The sequence below is a fragment of the Terrabacter sp. P5_B1 genome, assembly GCF_056400505.1.
In genome coordinates, this window is the sequence record NZ_JBFULD010000002.1 from 30,523 (window position 1) to 54,272 (window position 23,750).

Annotated in this window: 21 protein-coding genes; 8 read left to right on the forward strand and 13 right to left on the reverse strand. The window is 66.4% G+C overall.

What is annotated here, in order from left to right:
- Positions 1–19: 19 nt before the first annotated feature.
- The 3 genes from AC1DP0_RS00370 to AC1DP0_RS00380 all read right to left on the reverse strand — a co-directional run bounded on the left by AC1DP0_RS00370 (position 20) and on the right by AC1DP0_RS00380 (position 4,396).
- Positions 20–1,197 (reverse strand): IS3 family transposase gene (locus tag AC1DP0_RS00370; RefSeq protein ID WP_478081709.1). Its coding sequence is split into 2 segments (ribosomal slippage): positions 20–910 and positions 913–1,197, totalling 1,176 coding nucleotides; the frame shifts between segments, so codons are not numbered across the junction.
- A gap of 39 nt (positions 1,198–1,236) precedes the next feature.
- Complete coding sequence (locus AC1DP0_RS00375) at positions 1,237–2,367, reverse strand: hypothetical protein (RefSeq protein ID WP_478081711.1); 1,131 nt, start codon at positions 2,365–2,367, stop codon at positions 1,237–1,239.
- Between the two features lie 328 nt (positions 2,368–2,695).
- The gene (locus tag AC1DP0_RS00380) at positions 2,696–4,396 is read right to left on the reverse strand and encodes a hypothetical protein (protein ID WP_478081713.1); all 1,701 of its coding nucleotides are present in this window, start codon (positions 4,394–4,396) and stop codon (positions 2,696–2,698) included.
- Positions 4,397–4,498: 102 nt separating this feature from the next.
- Between AC1DP0_RS00380 and AC1DP0_RS00385 the strand changes: the two genes are divergently transcribed.
- Together AC1DP0_RS00385 and AC1DP0_RS00390 are read left to right on the forward strand one after the other, a co-directional pair.
- Positions 4,499–4,921, forward strand: a complete 423-nt coding sequence (locus AC1DP0_RS00385; RefSeq protein WP_478081715.1) for a hypothetical protein — start codon at positions 4,499–4,501, stop codon at positions 4,919–4,921.
- 1 nt (position 4,922) lies between these two features.
- Positions 4,923–5,300 carry a hypothetical protein gene (locus AC1DP0_RS00390; RefSeq protein ID WP_478081717.1) on the forward strand — a complete coding sequence of 126 codons (378 nt, stop codon included), beginning with the start codon at positions 4,923–4,925 and terminating at the stop codon, positions 5,298–5,300.
- A 1,338-nt stretch (positions 5,301–6,638) separates the two neighbouring features.
- Here the strand turns inward: AC1DP0_RS00390 and AC1DP0_RS00395 are convergent.
- Together AC1DP0_RS00395 and AC1DP0_RS00400 are read right to left on the reverse strand one after the other, a co-directional pair.
- Positions 6,639–6,911: a hypothetical protein gene (locus tag AC1DP0_RS00395; RefSeq protein ID WP_478081719.1), complete on the reverse strand. Its 273-nt coding sequence runs from the start codon at positions 6,909–6,911 to the stop codon at positions 6,639–6,641.
- 98 nt (positions 6,912–7,009) lie between these two features.
- Entirely contained in the window at positions 7,010–7,258 is a 249-nt protein-coding gene (locus AC1DP0_RS00400) for a hypothetical protein (RefSeq protein WP_478081721.1), read from the reverse strand.
- A 208-nt stretch (positions 7,259–7,466) separates the two neighbouring features.
- Between AC1DP0_RS00400 and AC1DP0_RS00405 the strand changes: the two genes are divergently transcribed.
- Positions 7,467–8,273, forward strand: coding sequence for a PASTA domain-containing protein (locus AC1DP0_RS00405; protein ID WP_478081724.1), 807 nt, complete (start codon positions 7,467–7,469; stop codon positions 8,271–8,273).
- A 433-nt stretch (positions 8,274–8,706) separates the two neighbouring features.
- Here AC1DP0_RS00405 and AC1DP0_RS00410 read toward each other — a convergent pair whose 3' ends face one another.
- From AC1DP0_RS00410 to AC1DP0_RS00435, 6 genes are all read right to left on the reverse strand, one after another.
- A complete protein-coding gene (locus AC1DP0_RS00410) occupies positions 8,707–9,342 on the reverse strand; it encodes a recombinase family protein (RefSeq protein WP_478081726.1) in 636 nt (211 codons plus the stop codon).
- Positions 9,343–10,049: 707 nt separating this feature from the next.
- Positions 10,050–10,295 carry a hypothetical protein gene (locus tag AC1DP0_RS00415; RefSeq protein WP_478081728.1) on the reverse strand — a complete coding sequence of 82 codons (246 nt, stop codon included), beginning with the start codon at positions 10,293–10,295 and terminating at the stop codon, positions 10,050–10,052.
- 71 nt (positions 10,296–10,366) lie between these two features.
- Positions 10,367–11,266: a hypothetical protein gene (locus tag AC1DP0_RS00420; protein WP_478081730.1), complete on the reverse strand. Its 900-nt coding sequence runs from the start codon at positions 11,264–11,266 to the stop codon at positions 10,367–10,369.
- A gap of 101 nt (positions 11,267–11,367) precedes the next feature.
- Positions 11,368–12,399 (reverse strand): DUF4192 domain-containing protein, encoded by a 1,032-nt coding sequence (locus AC1DP0_RS00425; RefSeq protein WP_478081732.1) that lies wholly within the window; start codon positions 12,397–12,399, stop codon positions 11,368–11,370.
- Between the two features lie 550 nt (positions 12,400–12,949).
- Entirely contained in the window at positions 12,950–13,495 is a 546-nt protein-coding gene (locus AC1DP0_RS00430; protein WP_478081734.1) for a hypothetical protein, read from the reverse strand.
- Between the two features lie 118 nt (positions 13,496–13,613).
- Positions 13,614–14,186, reverse strand: coding sequence for a hypothetical protein (locus AC1DP0_RS00435; RefSeq protein ID WP_478081736.1), 573 nt, complete (start codon positions 14,184–14,186; stop codon positions 13,614–13,616).
- Positions 14,187–14,515: 329 nt separating this feature from the next.
- Here AC1DP0_RS00435 and AC1DP0_RS00440 point away from each other — a divergent pair, with 329 nt between their 5' ends.
- The 3 genes from AC1DP0_RS00440 to AC1DP0_RS00450 all read left to right on the forward strand — a co-directional run bounded on the left by AC1DP0_RS00440 (position 14,516) and on the right by AC1DP0_RS00450 (position 19,914).
- On the forward strand, positions 14,516–17,518 hold the full coding sequence (locus tag AC1DP0_RS00440) for an AfsR/SARP family transcriptional regulator (RefSeq protein ID WP_478081738.1): 3,003 nt from the start codon (positions 14,516–14,518) through the stop codon (positions 17,516–17,518).
- Between the two features lie 731 nt (positions 17,519–18,249).
- Complete coding sequence (locus AC1DP0_RS00445; RefSeq protein WP_478081740.1) at positions 18,250–18,765, forward strand: hypothetical protein; 516 nt, start codon at positions 18,250–18,252, stop codon at positions 18,763–18,765.
- A 414-nt stretch (positions 18,766–19,179) separates the two neighbouring features.
- Complete coding sequence (locus AC1DP0_RS00450) at positions 19,180–19,914, forward strand: endonuclease NucS domain-containing protein (protein ID WP_478081742.1); 735 nt, start codon at positions 19,180–19,182, stop codon at positions 19,912–19,914.
- Between the two features lie 34 nt (positions 19,915–19,948).
- Here the strand turns inward: AC1DP0_RS00450 and AC1DP0_RS00455 are convergent, their stop codons facing one another.
- Positions 19,949–21,025 carry a uracil-DNA glycosylase gene (locus AC1DP0_RS00455; protein ID WP_478081744.1) on the reverse strand — a complete coding sequence of 359 codons (1,077 nt, stop codon included), beginning with the start codon at positions 21,023–21,025 and terminating at the stop codon, positions 19,949–19,951.
- A 481-nt stretch (positions 21,026–21,506) separates the two neighbouring features.
- The gene (locus AC1DP0_RS00460; RefSeq protein WP_478081746.1) at positions 21,507–21,899 is read right to left on the reverse strand and encodes a hypothetical protein; all 393 of its coding nucleotides are present in this window, start codon (positions 21,897–21,899) and stop codon (positions 21,507–21,509) included.
- A 421-nt stretch (positions 21,900–22,320) separates the two neighbouring features.
- Here AC1DP0_RS00460 and AC1DP0_RS00465 point away from each other — a divergent pair, with 421 nt between their 5' ends.
- Positions 22,321–22,746 (forward strand): hypothetical protein, encoded by a 426-nt coding sequence (locus AC1DP0_RS00465; protein ID WP_478081747.1) that lies wholly within the window; start codon positions 22,321–22,323, stop codon positions 22,744–22,746.
- Between the two features lie 302 nt (positions 22,747–23,048).
- Positions 23,049–23,336: a hypothetical protein gene (locus AC1DP0_RS00470; RefSeq protein WP_478081748.1), complete on the forward strand. Its 288-nt coding sequence runs from the start codon at positions 23,049–23,051 to the stop codon at positions 23,334–23,336.
- Positions 23,337–23,750: the final 414 nt, after the last annotated feature.

Sequence of the window (23,750 nt, forward strand, 5' to 3'; positions counted from 1 at the left end):
GAACGGGTGACAGTTTCGGTTAGGCCGCCTGGGTGGCGGTTGTCGTCATGATCAACTCGTATTCGACCGGGGTCAACCGCCCGAGGCGGGCTTGTCTGCGGCGGCGGTGGTAGGTGCGTTCGATCCAGGTGACGATCGCGATCCGCAGCTCCTCTCGGGTGGCCCAGGCGCGACGGTTCAGGACGTTCTTCTGCAGCAGCGCGAAGAACGACTCCATCGCCGCGTTGTCGCCCGCCGCGCCGACCCGCCCCATCGAGCCGACCATGCCGTGACGGTGGAGCTGGTGGACCAGTTTCCTGGACCGGAACTGCGACCCGCGGTCGGTGTGCAGGACGCAGCCGGTCACGTCGGCGCCGTCAGCGTGGCGCCGGGCGACGGCGTTGTTCAGGGCCGCGACGGCGAGTGAGGACTTCATCCGTGAGTCGATCGAGTAGCCGACGATCCGGTTGGAGTACACGTCCTTGACCGCGCACAAGTAGAGCTTGCCCTCGCCAGTCCAGTGCTCGGTGATGTCGCTGAGCCACAAGCGGTTCGGGGCCGGAGCGGTGAACTCCCGCTCAACCAGGTCATCGTGCACCGGCGGCCCTGGCGTCTTGCCGTTGCGGCCGCGCTTCTTCCCGAACGCTGACCACCAGCCCAGCTGCGAGCAGAGCTTCCACGCGGTCCGCTCCGCCATCGCCTGCCCCCCCTCGCGTGCTTCGTCGACCAGGAACCGGTACCCGAACTCCGGGTCCTCGCGGTGGGCGTCGAACAAGGCATTGGCCCGGTACGCAGCGGTCAGCTCGGCGGCGGTGACCGGGTTGGCGAGCCAGCGGTAGTACGGCTGGCGGGCGATCTTCAGCACCCGGCACGTCACCGTGACGGGAATCCTGTCGCCGGCCAACTCGCGGACGAGCGGGTACATCATTTTCCCGGCAGGTGCGCCTGCGAAAGATAGGCGGCCGCGCGACGCAGGACCTCGTTCTCCTGCTCGAGCAGCTTGATCCGCTTGTTCGCCTCCCGCAGCGCCTCGGACTCACTCGCGGTCCGCGCCGGGCCGGACGCGCTGGTAGACCTGCGCTCATCGATCGTCAGCCATCGCTTCAGACACGACGGCGAGATGCCGAAGTCCTTCGCGACCTGGGCGACCGAGGCATCCGACTCCTTGAAGACCCGGATCACGTCCTCGCGGAACTCGTTGGGGAACGCCTTGGGCATGGTGGACATCCTTCCAGCGCCGACACACATCGACGCAGATCAGATGTCACCTATCCGTGCAGCAGACCCGAGTCGGCCTGAGGACACGATGGTCCGCAGTCGAGCGGGGCGCCATGGTTGTTCCCAGTAGGGGAGGTAGAACCACTCCTGGCGTGGCCGCCCAAGGTGTCCACTGCTGATGGTCACGGCGCGTCTTCCCACTCGGGGCGTGCTGGGTAGCTGGCTGATTCCCCAGAGGGCGCACCAGGCCACGGCGTTGTCCACTGGACCGGGGTTGCAGAAGCCTGTGCCCGTGCGGCTAGTTACCTGGTCCCTGCCGATCTCATCACGGACGAGTGTCCCGCGCAGGCCGGCCAGCACGTCGGGGGGCTTACGGGCAGAGACGCTTTCGGCGAGCTTGCGCAACCGCGACCCCACAATTTCTGACCCTTGGTTGCGGGGCTGCATGTCGAACCGGCTAGCACCGTCGTCCTGCATAAGGCCGCCCTTGTCGTCGCGGCTCCAGTATGCCGGCTGTCCGAGGGCGGCCAGCAGCCGTAGATCGAGCCACTGCTGAGTCGCAGTGAGCTCCTGCTGCGCGCCCGACTGCCAGGCGTCAGCGAGGGCGACCACGTGGTCGATTTGGACGAGGGAGGAGGTGCCGGCGCCGCGGGTGAACGAGAGGGCGCGTCCGGAGTAGGGCTCGGTGAAGGACCCGGTGAGCACGAGGCATCCGTTCGTGCCGGCCTTGAGCGTGGTGTTACGCAGGTCGCGGCGCAGGACGTCGTTGCGGGTGTCACACCCGTTGTGGCCGAACGCGACCGTGACGTCGTCGCTCCACGCCTGCCCGAACTGCTCGCGGGCGTACCCGGTCATCGGGGCGCGGCCTTTGACGGGCAGCGTGGCCAAGACTGCCGCGGCCTTTCCGGTTGCACCCGCTCGCGCAGCGGACGTGCCGGCCGAGGAGGGACTGCGCGGCGCTGGAGCCGTGTTGGTCTGCGGGTCGAGGCTCGTGGCTGCTGGATGGGTGGTGGCCGCGACAGGCCCCGATCCGGTGGCATCGCCCCGCGTCTCGGCCGCAACCTGCGGCGGTGCGGTAGGCCCGCGCTCGTCCCCGGTCGCCGAGCTCGCACCCCAGGCGATGAGGCCCACGGCGGCGAGGGCGATGACGCGGTTCGGTGTCCACTTCATGATCAGGCTGTGCTGCCGTTCCCCTGTCGGGCAGCGGAACCCATTCCCGCTGCTGCAGCGACAGTGTGGCATCTGCCGCCGACATCGGCGTCGACACGACCAGTTTTCCGTAGGCGCCACCCGTCGTGCCCGTTGTGTGCGGCTACGGGTCCCTCGGCACTCAGAAGGGGCAGAGGGCTAAGTCCTTCCGGCGCATGAGTCTTCACCGAGAGCCGGCGACTGTGTTCGCTCTGACCCGATCAGGTCAACGCAGACCGTCTCGAGCCCGGTTGGGTCGACATGGTCGGTGGACACGATCGGGTGGGTTCGTAGGTGGCACCCGACGCGGTCATGACATGGCATCGCAGTCTGGCGACCCGCCGAGACGGCGCGTCCAGGTGTGGCCCTCGGAGGGGGTGACGGTCACCCGCCTTGGGTCAGCCGAGTCATGGCTCACGGTTGCGCTCGCAACCGAGAGTATCTGCTGGCCCAGGACGACTTGGTGGCCGGCAACGTCGGCAACAAGATCGCCTGAGATGGCAAACTGGCAGACGCCGTCGACCGGATGCTCGGGCGCCTCTTCTAGGTTTGTGGTTAGGACGCCAAGACGCTCGTCGTTCACGGTCTCACCTCGAAGGAGACGCGCTATGATCTGCCACTCTCGTAGCTGGCCCTTCGTCACCTGGTTAAAGTCGGGTACGAGCACCGTTGCGGGCGTGTGCTGCTGAATCTCGTGCAGCGCACGTAGCGCCGCGACCTCCAGGTCCTCGTTCGGGTCCTTCACACCGGACGCGCTTCGTGGGCCCTCCCCGAGCGGAATGAAGGGTCCGTGCTCCGCACCGATCTCAAGGGCGCTCGCGGGCAGTGCCAAGAGGAATTCGACGCCCTCAAGAACACCTGCCACGGGTCTGCCGGTCGGGTCGAGCCCGGCGAAACTGACGTGCATGTTGGGTGGCTCGAAGTCGTTGAGGGCTTGGAAGGAGAAGGCGCCGCCGTCGTGTTCACCGGACAGGCGCACGCCACGGCTGCCGACGGTGGGAGTTTGCATGTTCACCCGGACGACCAAGGGCGGTTCGCCGAGTCGTGTGGCGCGAAGTCGTAGGAGGTACGGACCTGCGGACGGCTGAGTGGCTGGCCCGAACCTCACTGCGCCGGGGGCATTCTCGACCCCGAGACCGCCCGGCAGGTCAACCGTGACGGTTGCGCTGCCGTCAGGCGCGGCGAAGGGGGCGCCGTACTCGGAGAATCTTCGCAGGGCGTCTTGCAGGTCGGGGTCTCGGGCGTCGAAGGAGACACCTATGGGGATGGGCCTTTCGCGCAGCGACTCTGCACATCGGGCGTGAATGTCCCAGGTCACGCTGACGCCCTCGTAGGTCAACCGCGCGGTGGATACCAGCGTCTCCGGCGGGTCGGTCCGCAGCACGGTGTCCTCGCCGGAGCCCTGGTCTTTGTGGACGGCGAAGTCGTACCAGTAGAGCGGGTCGTGCTCGTTCAGTGCGTGATGCAAGGCGACCAGGCCCTGACCGACCACCTTGGTGTCGGCTTCCACCTGGGCCGAGTCGCGGGCCCTGAGGACCGTCAGGAGGTCTCGGTGAAGCTGCCCTAGTCGTTGTTTGCCGTCGCCGAGGTAGTAGTCGACAACTTCGGGGTACTGCGCGGCGAGGGCGTCCAGCCAGGCCAGTCCTTTCCACTCGCAGTGCTCGAACGGTCCGTCCGCGACGAGCGCGGTGAACTTGGATTCGTCCGCTTCGGACGGGTCCAACGGCAGCACGAGGTACCAGTTGCGGACCTGCAGTCCCTGCCGGACCGCGTCGACGAGGGTGTCGTAGGACTCCCGAACCCTGCGCCACTGGGTCGGCGTCAGGGACCGGTCGTACCGCTTCACTTGGTAGACGTCGATGCGTCCGTCGTCGAGCGGCACGAAGACGTCGATGCCGCGGTCACCTTGGCCGGGGCGTCGCCGGGCAGCGCGGTCATGCTGTCGGCACAGGAGCATCGAGACGACTGCTTCGACGTCTTCGCCTGGACGGCCGACTAGCGCGCTGGGCATGGGCCAACCTCAGCCGATGGCCGCCGACATGTCCAGCTAGCAACAGGGGCAAGAGGCGCAATAGGGTGTCTGTCAGGCGACGAGTTCTTGAAGGGGGCGACTTTGGCCTACCGCGTGATGCGCTGGCTCGGCTGGGGCGTGATCCTGTCTCTCGTACCTTTTGGGGCCCTTTTTGTGGCCATCTTGGTCATTCGTCGGCAGGTACCTGGCCTCGATCCGATCATTGGGTCAGGCCAACTATTGGTGACTTGCGTTGCTTTGTTGGGTGGCGGCATTCGCGAGTTGAGCGGTATGAACACTCTCAACCGCGCTCGGGCGCGAGATGCCCTTCACCTGGCTAGTCTCATTTTCGTCGTGCTGCTGTCCATGACTTATGGCTCCCTTGTGGGCCAACTCGTCTCGGGGCAATCTCTTCCTGACGAGTGGAGAGCGTCCATTGTGACCGGCTCGCTGATCAGTCTCACCATCAGCGTCATCATAGGAGGCATCAGCATGGCCATTAGTCACCCCGGCAAGGCCCCCTGACATGCTCGAGTCGATTGTGCCGTTGACTATCGGGGCCGGAGCGACGGCTCTCGTTACGGCGGCTTATGCGGCGTACGGCGCTTGGAAGGACGCACGCGCGGCTCGCACCGCGGCCGCACGGTCGGGCACCGACCTGATGCTTTTGAGAGAGCAACTGCGTGAAGCGCAGCAGGCAATCATGGAGGCTCAGGAGCTACTCATGCACAGGGGACCGTCGCCGGAGTCGCTTGATGAAGTGTCGGCCCAGGAGGCTTATATAAGGGCCGTCTCGGGAGGCGCCATGCCCGCTGACCAGATCGCCGCGGCAAAGCGACTGCTGGACTCCGGGACCATCACGTCGGAAGAGTTCGCGAGGCTCAAGGTGAGGGCGCTCGAATAAGCCCGTTAGCCCTCAAGGCGCGCGTGCCCCCGGCGGGCGCGCCACTCTTGAACTGACGCCCGGGGTTCACAGCCCCGACAGTTCTCGTCCCTCCCCTACGAGGACCCGGGGGGTGCCCGCCTTGGGTGGGTGCTGCGCCGCGTTCTGCGGAACTTTCGCGGCGTTCCGGGACTACGAACACCCGGGGCGCTTGGCTGGCCTCGTGTCGTTCGTCGTCGAGCTTGAAGCCGACGCCTCAGCTCCCGTAGGTGTGCTCCGCACCCTATTGCGGCTGCATCGTGCCCGACCAGACCTCGAGCCCCGCGGAAGCCAGTTGACGAGAATTCTCAAAGACCCGTGCTGGCTTGCTTGGCGCTCCACATCTTCTCCGGTGTGCTTTCCCGGCCGGTCGCAGACGAGGATCAAAGAGTGCCGCCGTGGTGAGAGCAGGCGCCCTGTCTTCCGCCCGCCTTCGACATGTAGCCATCCACGCAAGTGACGATGTACCCCGCACCAGCGGGAAGAGGCGTCGGCAGGTCAGGGTAGGGCGGTGGCTGGGGCGGCTCGGACGTCTCCACGATCGGTGTAGCGCTGCTTACAGGGTCCCGCCACTCGCAGGCTGACACGGCTCCTCGGGCGCGCGACAGGTCGATTTCCATGTGCATGCCGATGGAGTCATCCGATGTGCATGGAACGAGAACCGGGGCAGGTGTCTCGGTGGGCGCGTCATTGGGCGCAGCCGGTAGTACTTGGGTTGGGACCGGGTCCGCAGAAGGCTCAACGAGCTGTACCTCAAACCGCGAACTGGGTGAAGGTGTGCTCCGTTGCGCGACCGGCACGAAGACGAACATGAGTAGCCCGACCCCGGCAACCAGCCCGCCCCAGGCCGTGATGGAGCCCCGGCCATCTCCGTTCATTGCTTCCTCCCGGAGACGGACGTTACCGCCTCAGCGTGGGCGAATGCGGACAAACCGCGATCTCACAGCTCGCCCACGACGGTGGCCGCAGCGTGGGGATCACCCGGAGCACCAAACCAGCCCGACTTCCCGAGGGGCCTAGTGACCCACCCGCCTCAAGACGGGCGGCCGCCACCTGGGCGTGACCAGCCGGCGACGAACCGGGACAGCTCATTGCATCGCGCCGTCGCCGCTGAGACGACATCGCAACACCCCCGGGCCAGGCGCCCCACGCCATTGACATGGCCGGCACGGCCCTCGCTCACCTTGCCGGTGGGCGAGGGCCCGCACTTGTCTTCTCTGTCCTCGGCGGCAGATCAGGGCGTCGGCTGCTCCTGCGCCGAAGAAGGGCCCTGTCAGCCCTCGGCAGCGGGAGGGGGTGGAACGGATGGCAGCCGGCAAGCTAGGGCTTGACGAGGTCCGTGTGTTGAGGGCAGCCCGACGCCACTGCCGTCGCGTTGATGGTCCCAGCCTGCTCTGACGACAGGCCTCCCTTGAGCGCCATCCCCAAGGTTAGAAGGTACGTGGACCTCGTCGGCTTCTCGTCAAGAACGGCGCAGAGATTCTTGCGCAGGTCCATCAGGTGCTCGTCGGTGACTTCGGGAGCAACGTCGTGCGCCATCTGGAGATAGACCGCGTCTCGCTCAGCCTGGGGATCCTGGCTGGGCTGGTTCACGGTGCTGGGCTGGTCGCTTCCACAGCCCGCGAGAGTGAGCGTTGCTGCGGCGAGCAGGACGCCCCACACGGACCGTGTGCATCGACCTCGGGCTTCGGTCAGCATTGGCCTGCCTTCAGCAGGCTGTCGTACTCGGACGCGTACGAGTCTGCGTACCCGTCCGACGACAGGCGGCTGTTGACGTCCTTCTGTGCCTGAAGCATGTCGCATAGCTGAGCGTCGCGAGTCATGATCGGCGCCGGCTCGACCACCGGGTTGTAGGGCGCTGGCGCGGGCTGCTGCGGGGTGACTGTCGCCGACGGATCCGGGCCACACGCTCCCAGCGTGAGCAGCGCGGCGGCGACCACGAGTGCCCCTGTCCTTCTCATCATGGGCTGAATGATGTCAGAGAGACTGCTGGGCATACGCCGAGGGTTGGAGATGGCCGCGCAGCCCGTTGGCGGCAGGAAACAGGACGGAGCCCCGCTCGAGTCGGCGTCGGCCGGAGCCCTAAGGTGGCGGCACTCACACCTGCCTCCGGGCAGCACCATCACGTCATCAGGGGACCACTGACCTATGGGCCGAACTCTCGTCCTGCTCGCCGTCGCCGCCGCGACCATCTTGCCCATCGCCGGCTGCTCGGACAGCCCACCGATCACCATGCCCAACGTCGTGGGCAAGCACCTGGATGTCGCACTCAGCGATGTCCAGCGCGCCGGGGTGCACCGGGACGTCGACGTCGTCGGCGGCGGCCTCTTCGGCATCGTCGACAAGTCCAACTGGACCGTCTGCACGCAGGATCCCGCCTCCGGAGCTGCCGTGTCCGGGACCCCTCGCGTCACCGTCGAACGTACCTGCGAGAGTTCACCCGGCCCCAGGCCCTCGAGCGAGGCTGCGCCTCAACCGTCAGCCTCGAGCGCCCCGGAGGCCACCGAGGAGGACTCTGCGGACATGTTCGAGCCGACAGCGAAGTACGGGCAGACCCTGAAGTTCAAGGCGTACCAGACCTGCTGCCCTGGTGATCCGATGAAGCTGGACATCACGGTGTCCGCCCCGAAGCCCTTCAAGCCGGCCGACCCGGCCGACGCGAAGCAGGCCGTGAACGTCTACTTCACCGTGACGATGAAGAACACCGGCACCACCGAGGCATCACCCTCGGGTCTGGTGGAGGTGTACTCGGGTCGGCGCTCCGCGGAGGACGGCATCGGTACGGAGGGGGACCAGTTCTTCAACACGGACGACGGGTTCAGCGGTCCTGGTGACCTTCCCGTCGGGAAGTCTTCGGCCTATCGGGTCGGGTTTAGCGTGGCCGACGCGAAGGACCTCATCTTGCAGATGAGTCCCTACGGGCTAGGTGGCGCCACACTCACCTGGGAGCCGTAGCAGCTCGAGCTGAGCCATCCGCGCGACTGTCACCCACATGTGGGGCAATGGCGGAGTGATAGGCGCAAGCTGGTGATTGCTCCTACTCAAAGAGGCTCAGGCCCCCGACCCCGACGTAGTGCTCCGCCGGCGGCAGCACATCAGGTCGTGACCCGACACGCCGAGCCGGACCTGCGTCGGCTGAGAGCCTCCCAATCCGTCAAGCCCAGATGAGGAGTACTACAGCGACGGCAGCCAGCCAGCCTGTGGTGATCGAATGGACAGCACAAGCGGCCTGTCCCGATTCAAGGTGGCGGACGCCAATGGGAGGTCTTGGTCCGGTCGAAGTCCTCGTTGCCCAGTAGTTGAGCCGACGAATCGCTCGTGAACGCAAGAAAGGGCCGCCTGGCCGGCCCCGCCCGCCCCGAGGACGAGAGGAGCCGGCCAAGCCAGGTCACGGGCTGGGTTCGTCTGGGTTGCTTTGCCTCAGGGCGCGATACACCGACGCCCGGCTGACGCCGACCACCCGAGCGATGGCGGYGATGTCGTGCTCACGGCTGTCGTACATGCTCCGGGCAACCTTCAGCTTCTCCGGCGTCCAGACGGTCGGTCGGCCACCGCTCCGTCCCCGCGCCCGTGCAGCCGCAAGGCCGGCCGAGGTGCGCTCGCGAATAAGGTCACGCTCGAACTCGGCCAACGCTCCGAAGACGTGAAAGATGAGTTTGCCGCCGGGCGTGGAGGTGTCGATGCTCTCAGAGAGGCTGCGAAACGCGACGCCACAGGCCTCGAGTGCCTGGACGGTGTCGATGAGATGGCGCAGGCTACGGCCGAGCCGGTCGAGCCTCCAAACGACGACGGTGTCACCCGAGCGCAACTGGTCGAGCATGGCGTCGAGGGCTGGTCGGTGCTCGAGCTTGCCGGATGCCTTGTCAGTGAAGATGCGCTGGCAGCCAGCGGCTTCGAGGGCGTCGCGCTGCAGGGCCGCGTTCTGTTCGAGAGTAGAGACGCGGGCGTACCCGACGAGGTAACCGGCGCTCGGTGTCTCACTACTCATTGGTGAGCCTCCTTCTGAGACGTTGATTTCGGACATGGGAAAAGGACAGACGCCCCCGCCTCACAGGAGGCAGGAGCGTCTGGCTGTTCAGAAACGCTCGTTTGCGGACGGCTCGGGCAACAGACGCGCGGGTGAACCCTCGCTTGAGCGCGATGCCGGCAACCGCCGAACGAAGGATGCGGCGTGACGGAGTCGACGGCACCGGGAGTCCCCCAAGAGAACTGCGGGGGCCAAGATCGAGAGCCATCTTTCCGTGTGGCGGACTGATTCACACGGTCCCGCGCTCAGTATCGTTCGAGACTGTGTTCACAACCAGGTATCTCGCTATGGGAACAGTCCTCGCATCCCTTGCGGCACTCACCGCGTGTTCTAGTGCATCGCCTTCGAAKTCGTCGGTGAATGCGTCGCCGCCTTCGGCAAGCAGGGACCAAGTCGCTGCGGCAGTGTGCTCAACGATGAGCATCCAGTGGCATGGCACGTCGGCAGCTTGCGACGGGGGGACCCGAGCCGGACACCCCGGGGTTGAGTTCTACGACGATCAGGCGAAGATGCAGGCTTGGCTTGACCAAGACCTTTGTCAACGGCCGACCAGCGATCGTATCTACCGCGGTGATGACTGGATCGCCTACAACCTCAATGTTGATCGAGCAGCGGCCGTCATTTCACTCGGTGGTCGGAAACTGTGCTCAGGCGGTTCGGGGGACGGTCAGAGCTGACGCGTCTCCTGGCCAAAATCACAAGCGTTAGTCCTCGAGGTCGTAGTCGGGCTCGTCGGACCAGCTGTTGCTGGCGGTGGATGCCACACGAGCGGGGCGGGAGAGCACGTCGACGACGCCTTCGACGGCTTTGACGCAGACCAGGATGACGTCGGCGAGGTCGCGGACGGCGCGCAGGCTGGCTGTTGCGGTCTCGGGCTCGTGTTCTCTGAGCCTGGTGTACGCAACGACGACGAGGGCCGCGGCGGCGGCCACGGATAGAACGATGAGCATGGGTTTCTCCTTTGGGCTTGGGATGGCAGGAGGCCCGCCGACGTTCGACGGGCCCCCTGCGACCTGGGTGGTCAGTGCCGGGCGCGGTCTCGTCTGGCGTGCGCTCGGGCCTGCTGCTGGGCGCGTCGCTCTGCTCGGTTGCGGGGCTCGAAGGACCTAGCCCAGTCCTCGGTCCCCGCTGGACTTTCACCCTCGCCGGCTTCGTCGCCGACGACTGTGCCGGGCGCGGGCACGAAGGCCGAGGCACCCCCCGCCGGGCGGGACGACGAACTGGCCGGTGGCGTTGTTGCAGTCCGAGAGCCGCGGCTGAGGTCCGTCGCCAGGTTGGGTGCCATGACGAACGGGAGGATGAGCAGTTCAAGCGCCCACCGCAGCCAGGAGGCGCCGACGAGCCGGCCTAGGAGCCGGTGGACGACGGTGCTGTGGCTGACCGGACGCACCAGCGCTGCCAGGGAGCGGACGCCGTCCACGAGAGCCTGGGTCACCGGGTGAGCGGCTACAGCGACGAGCAGGCGGCGGCATGCCGTACCGGCGCTGGCCAGTCCTGTCGCGATGCGAGTGCCGGCCGGTCCACACTTGCCGAGGAGCGAACGGGTCTGCTGCCACACGGCCTTCGCTCCAGCGGCGATCCTCGAGCCGAGGAACCGGCCGACACGGACCGTCGCTCGCCACACCGCCGGGATGCTGAAGACTGCAGCGGCTGCCGTCACTGGACCGACGGACCGGATCAGGTTGCCGATACGGGCCAGCCCTGTCGCCATCCGTGCCCAGACGGGGCTGCTGCCGATCGCGGACAGGACGGTCCGCGCTCGCGCGAGGACCCAGCCAGCCGCACCGCGAGGCATGGCGAGAAGGGTGTCGAACGCCTGTCGAGCCGCCCTGCGAAGCCGGAGCAGGAGCGCGAACCGCTCCTTCTGGGGTGGTGCCGGGACGGCGTAGAGGCCGGGGTTGATGGGTGCTGCAGTGGACATGGTGGATCTCCTTCTCGGTGAAGCCCAGCGCTCCGTGCGTCCGGGCATGAGAAAGGCCCGCCGCGTGTTGCGGCAGGCCCCGGTTCTTCGGTGGTGGAGGGTCAGGGGTGCTCGGGACGAATGCCCTCGTCGAGCATCAACACGAGCAGGCGGGCGAGCCGGTAGGTGGGGTCGCAGCGCAGGGCCCGGTCTAGGGCGACGCGGGCCAGGGCTCCGTCGCCGTGCCACCAGCTGTATGTGGCCAGGAGGGTCAGGCTCGGAGCCGCGTGCTCGTCGCTGGCGTGACGGCACAAGGTGATGAGTCGGGCCTTGACCCCGCCGACAACGGAGTCGGTGACGACGTCCTCATGCGCTTGCAGGGCCTGCGTGATGTCACTGAGGAGCGCCCTTGTCTCGTGGGGCAGCTCTTGGCGGGCGAGGGTGTTGGTCAGCAGGGCGGCGAGCCCGTCGTGGGTGGCGACGTCGGTCAGGGACTGCAGCGCGACGGCAGCATCGGCCACGGTGATGGGGTCCCCGTCGACCTCCAGTACTCGCGCCCAGACTCCGGCGAGGCGGTGCCGGGCCTCCTCCTCGGTCAGGGTGACGTGGGGTACCCCTTCTCCGCCCATGAGATCGGCGACCTCAGACGCGGTTGAGCCCGCTTCCACCTGCCCCGCCAAGGCGTTCCGGTCGGGCAGCGGCGCGCTGCCGCGGCCGATGAACTCGGCGACGGCGGAGGCGGCCTCGTCCGGCGCCGGTAGCGGTCGGCCGTCGGGCGGGCAGCACGCCGGGTTGTGACAGTCGAGGGAGCGCCACCTGCGCTCGTGGACCACGATCCGGTCACGGACAGACACCCGGCCCTCGCGCAGTCGTTCGGTGAGTGCGGCGACGAGGGCGTGGCTCTCCCCGGCTGTCGCTTCGTAGCCAACAAGCAGGACCGCCTGGGCTGAGTCCTTGAGGACGTGACGGACCAGGGCGTCGGCGACCTCCTCAACCCGGTCGGGGTCAGGCAGGTCCATCCGCTGAGTCAGGCCGATCTTTTTGTCCCTCAACGCCACGACCACGATGGCGCGGTCGGGCTCGAAGCCGAGCAGGTGGGGGATTACGACGAGTAGCTCAGCGGGGCTGCGAAGGGTGACAGGTGGTGCGGTCATGGTCTTCCTTTCGTTGGAGTACGGACAGAGCCCGGGCATGCGAAAAGGCCCGCCACCGATGTGACGGGCCCTTCCTGAACTCCGTGTGAGGGGGGTTTCTCCAGTCCGTGATCGGACGTGGTTATCCCAATGCCTCGGGGTTCCATTTTACCACCGAATACGGCAGGGGAATAAGGGTTTCCGGCTCTCCATTCCAGCGCGCGGCGCGCAGGGCCGCCGCAGCTGTGGCACCTGGGGGAGCGTTCGAGAAACGGCCGCTGCCGAAGCGATCAGGAAGTCCTGGGCCAGTCGGGGAAGAGTCCAACGGTGCCCCCCCACGCTTCTGCCTCCAGGCAAGGCCAAGGCCGAACCGATGGCTGGTGCCTTCACGTCCGCACCTCTCCGCCGCGCTGGAACAGCGTCGTGCAAGCAGGTACCAACCGAAAGACACGCGGACTACTACTACGGCGATCCTTGCGGTTGGCATCGTCTTGCACGGACGCCCATCACCCGGATCGAGCGCACGGGCGCCGGTCCCCCGCAGCGCGGCACGGGGACCGGCGCCTGACTGTCAAAGCCAGTGGCATACGTCGGGCGCAGAGCCGTAGAACGCCCCTCCTTTGTAGTATTTGAAGGAGTCGACAGCGTTCCAAGTGGCTCCCAGCTTTGTGGAGCCGTTCCACCACTGGATTTCCATCCGAAGCCGGTAGGTACCTCTGGCGTACAAGTTGTTGAAGACCTGCTCACCGTAGAAGGACGCGGGCTTGTTGTCGTACGCGAGCGAGAAGTCACTCCAACCGTTCGAGGCTTGGTTGCCGTCCTGGTCAAAGAGTACAGTTCGGAAGCGCACCCACGCCGCGTCGTTGCCAGCACCAGATGTGTAGTTTCGCGCATAGATGGCTGGGGCAACCTCTCTGATCATCACCGTGCCGAACGCGTCTTGGGAATAGCAGCCCCCGCTTAGTACGGTCGCGGTGCCTGGGGCTCCCGTGTACGACAACATCGATGCCTGCGCCGAACTTGGTGTCAGGCTCAGGACGGCAACCGTCGACACGATGATGACGGTTGCCGAGCCGCCGAGCCTTCTGAGTCGAATAGGCCAGTTTCCAATGTGCATTTGAATCAGCTCCTTTTAGTTGAGAGTCTTTTGAGGTGCCCGTGGCTACAGCATGTGCGAGCGCGCTTAAGGATCGCTTAGCGACAGTTGGTGAGTCTGTTGATGTACTGGCTGGAACTCAGGGGTAGTAGCACCCGTAGTCGGCGTCCGTGCGGACCGAGTTGGCGTCGATGGGCACAGCATGGGTCATGTACCCCTCATTCGCCGTCCAGGCCTCGACGTACGGCTTGACCCAAAGCCCGGAAAAGACGAACGCCGTCACCGGGACGGTCGACACTCCCGGCGCGGTTGTCCCACCCAGCAGTACCACGGGCGTTCCGTCGGCGTTCCACTGAATCAAGCCGCTGCTCGAGGCCCCGTTTTGCCTCAGTGTGTAGTGCGACCATTGGGAGGCCTGCCGCCAGTACATTGCGCCGGAGCGTGAGTCGTAGATGTGCAGCCAGGCCCGCCAGTAGACTTCTTCGCCCAATTGGGAGGCATTGAGCCAGCTGTGTTCCGTGACGCCGATGGTCATCGCAAATCCCGTCTGAGCGCCGCTACCGACGCACACCGACGACGCGTCGGGCCATGAGACCACTTCCGCGCTTGCAGACGCTGTCAGCGCGGGGCTCAAGGCAAGCGCGGCGGTGGCTGCGGCGACTGTCGTGGACGCGACGAGCGCCCGCTTGATTCGACCGATGTTGAGGTTCATCCTTGATCTCCTGTTGGGGGCCGCGAGGCCCGAGTCGCCGTTGTGCTGGATCTGGCTGTGCTGCTCCGTGACCGTCTGCCTGGCGGTGGCCGAAGCGGGGGAGTAGAGGTGAGACATACGTTTCTCCTTGCGGATCGGATCGGGTCTGGTGCCCGATGCCCCGTGCGGGGCGATAGGACGAGGTTGAACCGGACCGCTTTGTGGTCGCTTTGCTGTCGCTGAACGCGGTGCGCCCTAGACTCAGAGGCACCGAAGCGGGGACGTCGCAACCTCCGGCGCATCCCTCTCGGAGGGATCTCCGTGCTAGAAGCGAGGTAGGGGCCTGACCAGTGGTGGCCGCCGGCGAAGACGTCACTGTCGATCTGCTCGGTCCCCTCCGGGTGACCACGAGGGGCCAGGTGGTGTCGTTCTCGGCGCCGATGCAGCGAGCCCTGCTGGCGTTTCTGGCACTGGACCCGGGACGCGCGGCGCAGGTGGACGCGATCGTGGATGCGCTTTGGGAACGCCCGCCGAGGCAGGCGGTCAACATGGTGCAGCAGCTGGTCTCTGCTGTCCGCCACCGCCTCTCCAGCGAGATCGTCGTGACGCGAGGACGCGCCTACCAGCTGCAGGTGGCGCCGGCAGCCGTTGACTACGTCCGCTTCACCGAGCTGGTCCGGACCGCTGCTGAGAGCAAGAAGACCGGGCGATACGACCGGGCGGCACGCGAGCTGGAGACCGCCCTTGCACTGTGGCGTGGCGGGGCGCTAGTCGACCTGCCTGACTGCCCGTTCCTGGATCCAGCCCGCGTCGCACTGCACCATGAGCACGAGCAAGCTCGGCTGGCGTACCTGGCCGCGCTGCTCAGCGACGGTCGACCCGCGGAGGCGCTGGCTGGCCTCGAGAGGGTCCTACACGAGCACCCGTTGGACGAACGAGCCGCCGAACTACTGATCCGTGCCCTCGGACAACTCGGCCGGCAAGCCGATGCGCTCGACGTGTACGAGACAACGCGCCGCGGTTTGGTCGACGAGCTCGGTTTGGACCCGGGGCCAGGGCTTGCGGCTGCCCAGCAGGCCGTCCTGCACCATGAACTCGCGGTCGCTCCCGAGGTGCCCAGCGTGCTGCCGCAACGCCGGCTGCCGCGTCCCCGCACGTCCCTGATCGGCCGCGAAAGTCTCCTCGAGCAGATGCACCGGCTGTTCGCCGCGGGAGCGCCGTTGGTCACGGTCACCGGGCCGGGCGGAGTGGGCAAGACCCGGGTCGCTCTCGCGCACGCGGCCTCGTTACTTGACCAGGGACCGGCGTTCTTCGTAGACCTTGCCCCGCTGTCCGACCCGCAACACGTCCTTGCCGAGGTCGCGGCAGCAATAGGCCTCCGTGACTACGATCGCGAGACGCTGCCGGATCAGATCGCCCGGATGGTGGCCGGCACGTCCACGCTGCTCGTCCTGGACAACTTCGAGCACCTCCTCGGGGCCGCCGATGACCTGGCCCGCCTCTTGGAAACGCTCGATCCTGACACGCGGGTGCTGGTCACCTCCCGCGGCCCGCTGCAGGTGACCGGCGAACACGTCCTCGTCGTGGAGCCGCTCTCCGCCACGGGCCAAACCAGCGGCGCCGGCCCTCACGCGGCTGCGACGGCGCCGGCGGTGGCCCTGTACCGGGAACGGGCCGATGCCGCTCACCCCGGCTTCCTGGACCACACCAGTGACGCCGCCATCGCCGAGCTGTGCCAGCGCCTGGACGGGTTGCCGCTGGCCATCGAGCTGGCTGCGGCCCGCGCCGACCTCGCCCCACCAGAGGTGCTGCTAAGCAACCTCAACAAACGCCTCGCGCTGCTCGGAACCGGCCCCCGGGACGCCCCACGCCGGCACCACACCCTGCAGGCCTGCATCGACTGGAGCGTCGAGCAGCTCAGCGAACCCGCCCGCGCGTTGTTCGGCGTCCTGGCGGTCTTCGCCGGCGGCGCGACGCTACCAGCGGTGCACGACGTGGCCCGCGCGGTGCGGGCCGATCTTGACGTGACTGCGGCCCTGGACGAACTGGCGGCACATAGTCTCGTCCGGGTAGACGCTACTGAGGCGGGGCCCCGAATCGCCATGCTCGACACCATCCACGACCGAGCGTGGGACCAACTCGAGAGAGCGGGGTTGCACCGTCCCGCGGAGGCGGCGCATGCCCGGCACTACCTCGGCATGTTCACCAGCCGACCCACCAACCTGGTCTGGCCACCGACCACGAGCGCCGAGGCTGGGCTCTGGGTCAACGACCTGCCCAATGCACGAGCGACACTGCAAACCCTGCACCAGCACGGCGAGCCCCGCGACACGGCGCGGTTGGCGCTGGCGCTGCATCCCCTGTGGTTCTTTCGTGGTGAATGGGACGAAGCGGCCACGTGGCTAAGCCGCGTCGCGTCGGCCGAAGAGGTTCCCGCGGCCGAGCGCACCCACGCGCTCCTGTGTCAGGCATTCATTGTGGATCAGCGCGATGGTGCTCAGGCAGGTTCGGCGCTGCTGCGGCAGGCCGCCGCATGCGGGGGTGATCTACCCGACGCCTCGGTTCAGGTTCACTTGGCTTTCATCGGGTGTCTGATTGCGTACATGGCCGGTGATATGGCGACTGTGGCACTCACTCGGCTTCGCGGCCTCGAGGCGGCAGCCGCGTCCCAAGATCCTGAACTTCTGGCGCTGATGGGGTCCTTCCCGTCGACAACCACCGACGCCGGCAGGCTGATCGAGGAGGCGGAGGAGCTGCTGCACTATGCCAAGGACACCTACAACGAGGTCTTGGAGGTGGTCGTAGGGATCAACTACAGCGAGATAGCCGCGCGGTCGTCAGACCCTCGGCTGTGGCGCATGGGGCAGCGGTGGGGTACGCGAGCTGCCGCACTTGGAGCCGCCATGGGGGTTGGCGCCTGGCCAGCCGCGAGCACGAATGCGGCGGCCTGCGCGTTGCTGCTGGGAAACGAACCCATAACGGTGGCGCAACAACTCGGAGTCGGCCTGGACGCCGTCGCCCGGGCAGGTGACGTCTCTGCCGTCCTCGACATCCTGGTTCGCATCGCGGCGGCACTGTCAGCGGGCGGGGCTCACTGGGAAGCTGCCGGTCTAGCAGCCGCCGCCGAGCGCCTGGGTGCGGCGCGCGGCGTGTCGTGCCTGTCAACCAACGCTGCACTGGCGGCCCGGTTTCTCGAGCCGCTTGCGGCACTCCTCGGGTCCGAGGCCTACCGTGAGGCGGTCGCAGAATGGGAAATGTTCACCTGGGATGAGGCGGCCCAAGAAGCCCTGCTGCTGCTGCGTCGGCCTGACTGCGTCGGGCATCTGAACGCCTTGAATAGTCGTAATGCGTGAGTCATGAGCGACCAGCCCGTGGGAGAGATCACTTCGGCTCGCCTCATTATGAGGCCCGTGACAACCGACGTTGTCGTGGCGATATCGAAGGCCGTCGCCTGCAAAACTGGGCAAGTGATTTCCTTCGACCGGAGATCGGGAAATCGCAGGCCTACTGGCCCCGTACCGGGATCTCACTGACCGAACCCCGTGGGCTGCTGACGCCACGAGGGATAGTTTCAAACTTTGACGAGAATTGACTGATGCTTTCTACGGACATCGTTCTATACCCGAGCGCGAWACGGGCGAGATCGTAGGTGGTGTCGGCTTCTTCGGACCACCAAGCAGTGGAAGCGTAGAGATAGGTTATGGCATTGTCGAGTCACATGGCCTTCGGGGGGTATGCGACCGAAGCGGTAATCAGTGATCGCGAAGACCACACCCGACAATCTGGCCTCCATACGTGTAATGGAGAAGGCTGGCATGACGTCAAACTGTCACGTCGTGGCCTGTGTCACCCCAGGTGACGGTATCCAAGGGGACGTATCGACGTCCGGAAAGGCCGCGTTCCCCGTTCACCGTCGCCACCCAGGCGCGGCGGGTGTCGTTCACGGAGTCGACGCCCGTCTCACCCCTGTTGAGGGCGTCGACGTCCATCTCCGGCGGGCTGCGCCCCTACGACCGCGGCGGCCTGGTTCAGCCCACGCCRCACCGCCCGTGCCTTGAGCCTCAACGGGCTGAGAATGATTCCCATGAGCGTCTCCGCCGCCATCCCTCTTGTCACGGGCAGGCACCGAAACAAGGCCCTGGCCACCGCACGGCACGCCCGCGCCGTCCAGCTGGCGACGGAGGGTCGCACCTACCAGCAGATCGCCGACGAACTGGGCTACGCCAACCGCGGCACGGTGCACCACATCGTCCACGACGCGCTGGCACGGGATCGCAAGGCCGCCGTAGAGGACCACCAGCAGCTGGAGCTGGCCAGGCTGGACGCACTACAGGCCGCCCTCTGGGACAAGGCGATGGCGGGTGACGTGAAGGCCGCCCGCGAGGTGCGCGCGGTGATCGTGGCCCGGTGCCGCCTGCTGGGGTTGGCTGAGCAGTCGAAGGGTCGGGACGCCCGGAGTGGGAAACCGCCTCATTGGCCGTTTCAAAGGACGCCGTCGGGGCGGCGGAAAATCGGACCGAAACCCGGACGGTCGACAACAGAGCGGAGGACATCAGATAGATGGCAAAGGCTACGAGAAACGCCGTGGAGAATGGGTTAGCTACAGATCTACGCCTGGTTTGACGAAGCCGTTCGTTTCTGGACACGGAGATCATCCTGGTTGGAACTCGAGCCATCGTGGCCCGAGCGTGCCACTAGGACGCTCGAGGGCTCGCCAACCGTGGCTGGGTCCGCGGTGGCCGGGATGCCCCCGGCCCTCACCCCGGCATGGTGCTCGAGTGGCAGCAGCGTGACGGCGTCTGGTTAGCCAGCGTGGGTCGTAGACCAGGTCGTCGCCGCGTCCGGGGAGCCCGAGGCCAAGGTCCGGAAGATTCTTTCGGCGGCGCACCACGCGGTCGACCGCCTGGTTACCGACGACGTTTTGGTCATCGCTTACCCGTTGCTCGTTGTCCGCGTGGGCTGTCCGGTCTGGGAGCGCTTCCGCTACCTCGTGAAGGGGGACTGGGACGGCTCCTTGGACGTCTTCGACGGGCCGAGCGACGAAGTGGCGCATGCGCTGACGTTGCCCGTCAGTCTGGTCGAGCAGTACCCGACCGCGGGATACGGAACCGTCCTCGTAAGAACCGCAAATGTGCTGGGGTTCTCGTCAAGGGGCGAACAGCGAGCTCTCGACCGTGTGCTGACGGCCTGGGTCGAGACCTACCAGTGGCCCAACCTTGAGGTGCGCAGCTACAAGGTTCAACCGGCTGGACGTGAGAGCCGCTTCGAGGAGTGGTTGATCCAGGAGCTGGGGGTGTTGGGCGAGCACGGGTACCCGGTTCGCTTGGCGGAGCGCAACCGCGACGGCATGGTCGGGCGCCAGGTCGCCGTGGATGGACGACGCTCCATCGCCGACCTCATCTGTGTGGTGGAGCAGGACACCCCCGAGATGCATGCAGGCGACCTGCTCGTCATCGAGAACAAGGCCACCGCGGTCGACTCGCGGGCGGTCGACCAACTGGCCCGCTACGTGGACCTCCTCGGTGCCTCGTCGCACACTGCGGTGCACGGCTTGCTCATTGCAGACGGGCTGACCGTTGATGCCGGACGGGCCCTGTCGGAGCGTGGGTTCGGCTACCTGTCCTTGTCATCCCTTGGGTACCGCGACTTCCTCCGCACCGCCGCGGTGGGCCGCGAGTGGGACCGGGACACGACCTCGGTGGCCTACCCGGGGGTGTTGTCCCTCGCCGAGATTCAGGACGTCGACTGACGGCGCGGACGAGCTTCGCCGGGGCGTTGGCCGATCAGGCGTCGGGCCCCACTCGCTCCCAGTCGATCCCGGCTCGACCGAGCCTTTCCAGTTCCTTGTTGGCGTCCGAGAACGGGGTGCTGGTCGAGAATCCCCGCCGTGCCGACAGGGGAGATGGATGCGAGGACTTGACCACCGCATGTCGGCTGCGGTCGATCAGCTTCTCTTTCCTGTGGGCGTCGTTGCCCCAAAGGATGAAGACGACACCCTCCGGCTTGTCGTTGACGGCCCTGATGACGGCGTCGGTGAACGTGGCCCACCCGTTGCCTTCCCACCTCCACCGCCGGTGCAGTTCGCGGTCCCTCTTCGTCCCGGCGCGCACCGTCAGAGCGGTGTTCAGCAGCAGCACCCCCTGTCGCGCCCACCCCTCGAGACTGCCGGTGTCGGGTTCGGTCACCGGCCGACCCAACGCGGTGGAAAGGTCTGACGCGAGGACTTTGTGGATGTTCTTGAGCGATCCAGGCTTCCGCGACACGTCACTGGGGACCGAGAACGCCAACCCGTGCGCTTCTCCGGGGGTGGGGTACGGATCCTGACCGAGGATGACGACCTTGACCTGGTCATAGGGCGTCAGCCCGAACGCCCGGAAGATCTGCGCCCGTGGTGGATAGACCTCCTGGCTCTCGTACTCGTTGTCGATGAACTCGAGCAACTTGAACCAGTACGGCTTGCTTAGGTCGTCGCGAAGTACCTCGTCCCAGCCGCCACCGAGAACCACGTCGTTGGCGCCGACGGTGGCGAGGTCAACGTCGCGGCCGGTCGGCGGGGCCTTGGTGAGGAGGTACTCGTTGATGTCCTGGGAACCGATGTTCTGACCTTCGGGAGGCAAGAGGCCACGGTCACGGAGGTCCGCGTATGCAGCTCTGTTCTTCTCCAGGAACTGCCGCTCGAGTTCGGCATCTTCGGCGGGATCCGGCGAAACCCTCCGCATCGAGGCCGGAGTTGCGATCGGTTCTGTCCTGCCATCCGGGAAGTAGCGCAGCGCCTGCATGCCCGGGTGCCGGTGCTCGGACAAGAAGTCGAGGTAGGGACGCCGGCGCTCATCCTCACCCCACGCCCAACCGATGTGCATGCCCCGATGGAAACTGTGGCCGCGTTGGCGAGCAGCGACTTGAGCCGCGTCCAATGTCCGGTAGCCCTCAGGCATCTGCCGAAGAGCCGTCTCCGCACACCGCAGCCGTTCTTCCTCCATTCCCAGAGAGTAGGCCCCCTACGAAAATTTGATGGCGGAGGCCGACACGAGATCTCTTGGAGTGGTCTTGACTGCCTGCGCTGGCCGATACGACGCCGGAAGAGGTTCCCAGGAGTAGGCGACGCCTTCTATCTTGAGGCCCGGCTGAACACAGGATGGCTCTCGCCTTCACGTCCTCACCACTAACGCCACGGCTCAGGCAGCGCTGCTGAGCACCCGTGCAGACAGATACCAACCGAAACGCACGCGGTAGTAGTACTCCGCGATTCTTGCGGTTGGCATCTTCCTGCACAGCGCTTGCCTCGGCGGACCTGCCCGGCGAGGCGGGGGGTGCTCGCCCCGACTGCTCAAGCGGCCGGTGTCAGTTGCAGGTGCCCTTCTCGCCGCCCTCTTGAAGGATGATGGCTCGGATGTCGGGGCGGGACCGCGGCAGCGTGTTGAGGATCGACGTGATGGACCCGCACATGGCGGTGTCGTAGTAGTAGTCGATGCGGGTCTTCCACCATTTCGGCGCCCCTGCTGACCAATCCGGTGCGGTGTAGCTCATCCATGGCTCGACACCGGAACCTCCCGTGCCGGGGGTCTCGGGCTCGTAGAGGCTGTCGTACTTCTCCGGAGTGTTGGAGGTGTCCAGCGGGATTTGCCCTGGGGCGGGCTTCTTTGCCGCGGACGTGGTCGGAGCGTTCGCGCTGACTGTGGCCTTGATGGTTTTGGTCACGGCGGGTAGGGGAGCGGCCTGGACGGTCTTGGTCACCGCCGGACCCGGCTTCTCGACAGTCTGAGTGACGGTCCGAGTTACGGTCGGGATGCCCTGGCTGCTGCTGGGCTCTCCTGCAGTCGAGCAACCAGCGATGAGGCCAACAGCGGCGACGGCAGAGAGTGTGGCGGCGAAGGCGCGTGGCCGGCCCAGCGGGCTCAACGTGGAGTGTTGCGCTGCGCCGTGCAGAGCGGCGTGATGAGACATTCGGACCCCTGTCAGTGGACTTCCCCATGGCGAAAGGCAAAGGCGCCCACGCACGTCGCGATTGCCACGGCAAACGCGCATGATCCTAACGTTCTCCCATGCCTTGTGGATTCCGCATGACCTGGCAACTTGAGTCCGCTCAATGCGGCGCAGAGCACGGCAGCCGGCGTGCCTTTAGCCAAGCGCGGCGCGAGTAGCGAGAATGGTTCTCATGAGCGTCCCCGCAGCCATCCCTCTCGTCTCCGGCAAGCACCGCAACCGTGCCCTTGCGGCCGCTCGGCAAGCTCGCGCTGTCCAGCTGGCGACACAGGGGCGCACCTACCAGGAGATCGCGGACGAGCTCGGCTACGCCAACCGCGGCACGGTGCACCACATCGTCCAGGACGCGCTGGCCCGGGACCGCAAGGATGCCGTCGAGAACCACCAGCAACTCGAACTGGCACGGCTGGACGCCCTACAGGCCGCCATCTGGGACAAGGCTATGTCCGGCGACGTGGAAGCCGCACGTGAGGTTCGCGCCGTCATCGTGGCTCGCTGCCGGCTGCTTGGGCTAGGGGAGAGGTGGAAGCAGCCAGCCGCATGGGCACCGCGGACCGTGGTCTTGTCTGCTGAGGACCGTGAGGCACTCGGGGTCTGAAAGGGGCCTCCACCCTTCCTTTTGCTGAACGCGATCGCTTCTCGGGTGTCGTCAAGATGCCGGAGCCCCCTCGAGCAGTGCCCGCGCGGTGACGGCCGCGGACCTGTCGGAGCCCAGCGACGCGATCCAGACGCAGGGTCGCGTGCCTGGAGTTGCACAAGGGCACCTCCGCTAGACGCTCTTCGTTCGGGACGGATGCTCCCGGCACAGCCTTCGTCACACGGAACCGGCAACCCTCGGCGCGATAGGCCATATGTTGGAACACGCTTGTCGAACGCCGACATCTTTCAGGAGGACTCGCTATGAAGATCGCAATCAATCCAGACGGCCGGCCTCGATTGCTGGACGCGATCGACAAGGCAGGGCGCCTCGCCGAGTCGATGGACTTCGACGTGATCTACAGCCTCGCCGACAGGCCCTGTGACGCCTGCGCCAAGGGGCGCTCTGACGAGCCAAAACCATCAGTGGCACTCGTGAAGCTGCGGCATGCCGGCTACGGCTCGATGCTCTTCACCTTGTGCGCTGAGCACGCCAAGCGGCGGGAGGACCGCAGCGCCAGCGCGGGAGCTCTCGAATCAGAGCAACATTAAGTCCCGCCCGGTGGGTCAAGGCCTGGCCGGCGACGTGGAGGCGGCCCGCGAGGTCCGCGCCGTCATCCTGGCGGTGCCGGCTGCTCGGATTGGGGAGAGGTGAAGCGGCCGAGCACGTGGGCACCGCGGACGGTGGTGCTGTCGGCCGAGGATCGCGAGGWGCTGGGGCTCTGAGCATCCTTGGTGCCACTTCTGGCGTTGCTCTAGCTGCCAACTCTCAAGACAGCCGCACCTTGCCAAGTGATTGGTTCCCTCCGAGGTTGGATTCATCTGAGCCTGGTGGGGGCCATTCGACAGTCACGAGCAGCGGACGGCGAGGTCTGCAAGCAGGTCGCGCTCGAGGGGGTTCACCTTGCCATCCACTTCAGCGGCGGCCACACCGATCCGATGGAGAACCGAGCGGCGGTGTTGGAC

Excerpts from the sequence above, each read along its gene's own strand:
- AC1DP0_RS00380 (WP_478081713.1), bottom strand. The coding sequence starts at position 4,396 with ATGCCCAGCGCGCTAGTCGGCCGTCCAGGCGAAGACGTCGAAGCAGTC.
- AC1DP0_RS00435 (WP_478081736.1), bottom strand. The coding sequence starts at position 14,186 with ATGAACCTCAACATCGGTCGAATCAAGCGGGCGCTCGTCGCGTCCACG.
- AC1DP0_RS00415 (WP_478081728.1), bottom strand. The coding sequence starts at position 10,295 with ATGCTCATCGTTCTATCCGTGGCCGCCGCCGCGGCCCTCGTCGTCGTT.
- AC1DP0_RS00465 (WP_478081747.1), top strand. The coding sequence starts at position 22,321 with ATGAGCGTCCCCGCAGCCATCCCTCTCGTCTCCGGCAAGCACCGCAAC.
- AC1DP0_RS00425 (WP_478081732.1), bottom strand. The coding sequence starts at position 12,399 with ATGACCGCACCACCTGTCACCCTTCGCAGCCCCGCTGAGCTACTCGTC.
- AC1DP0_RS00390 (WP_478081717.1), top strand. The coding sequence starts at position 4,923 with ATGCTCGAGTCGATTGTGCCGTTGACTATCGGGGCCGGAGCGACGGCT.
- AC1DP0_RS00430 (WP_478081734.1), bottom strand. The coding sequence starts at position 13,495 with ATGCACATTGGAAACTGGCCTATTCGACTCAGAAGGCTCGGCGGCTCG.
- AC1DP0_RS00420 (WP_478081730.1), bottom strand. The coding sequence starts at position 11,266 with ATGTCCACTGCAGCACCCATCAACCCCGGCCTCTACGCCGTCCCGGCA.
- AC1DP0_RS00455 (WP_478081744.1), bottom strand. The coding sequence starts at position 21,025 with ATGCACATCGGTTGGGCGTGGGGTGAGGATGAGCGCCGGCGTCCCTAC.
- AC1DP0_RS00375 (WP_478081711.1), bottom strand. The coding sequence starts at position 2,367 with ATGAAGTGGACACCGAACCGCGTCATCGCCCTCGCCGCCGTGGGCCTC.
- AC1DP0_RS00445 (WP_478081740.1), top strand. The coding sequence starts at position 18,250 with ATGAGCGTCTCCGCCGCCATCCCTCTTGTCACGGGCAGGCACCGAAAC.
- AC1DP0_RS00405 (WP_478081724.1), top strand. The coding sequence starts at position 7,467 with ATGGGCCGAACTCTCGTCCTGCTCGCCGTCGCCGCCGCGACCATCTTG.
- AC1DP0_RS00470 (WP_478081748.1), top strand. The coding sequence starts at position 23,049 with ATGAAGATCGCAATCAATCCAGACGGCCGGCCTCGATTGCTGGACGCG.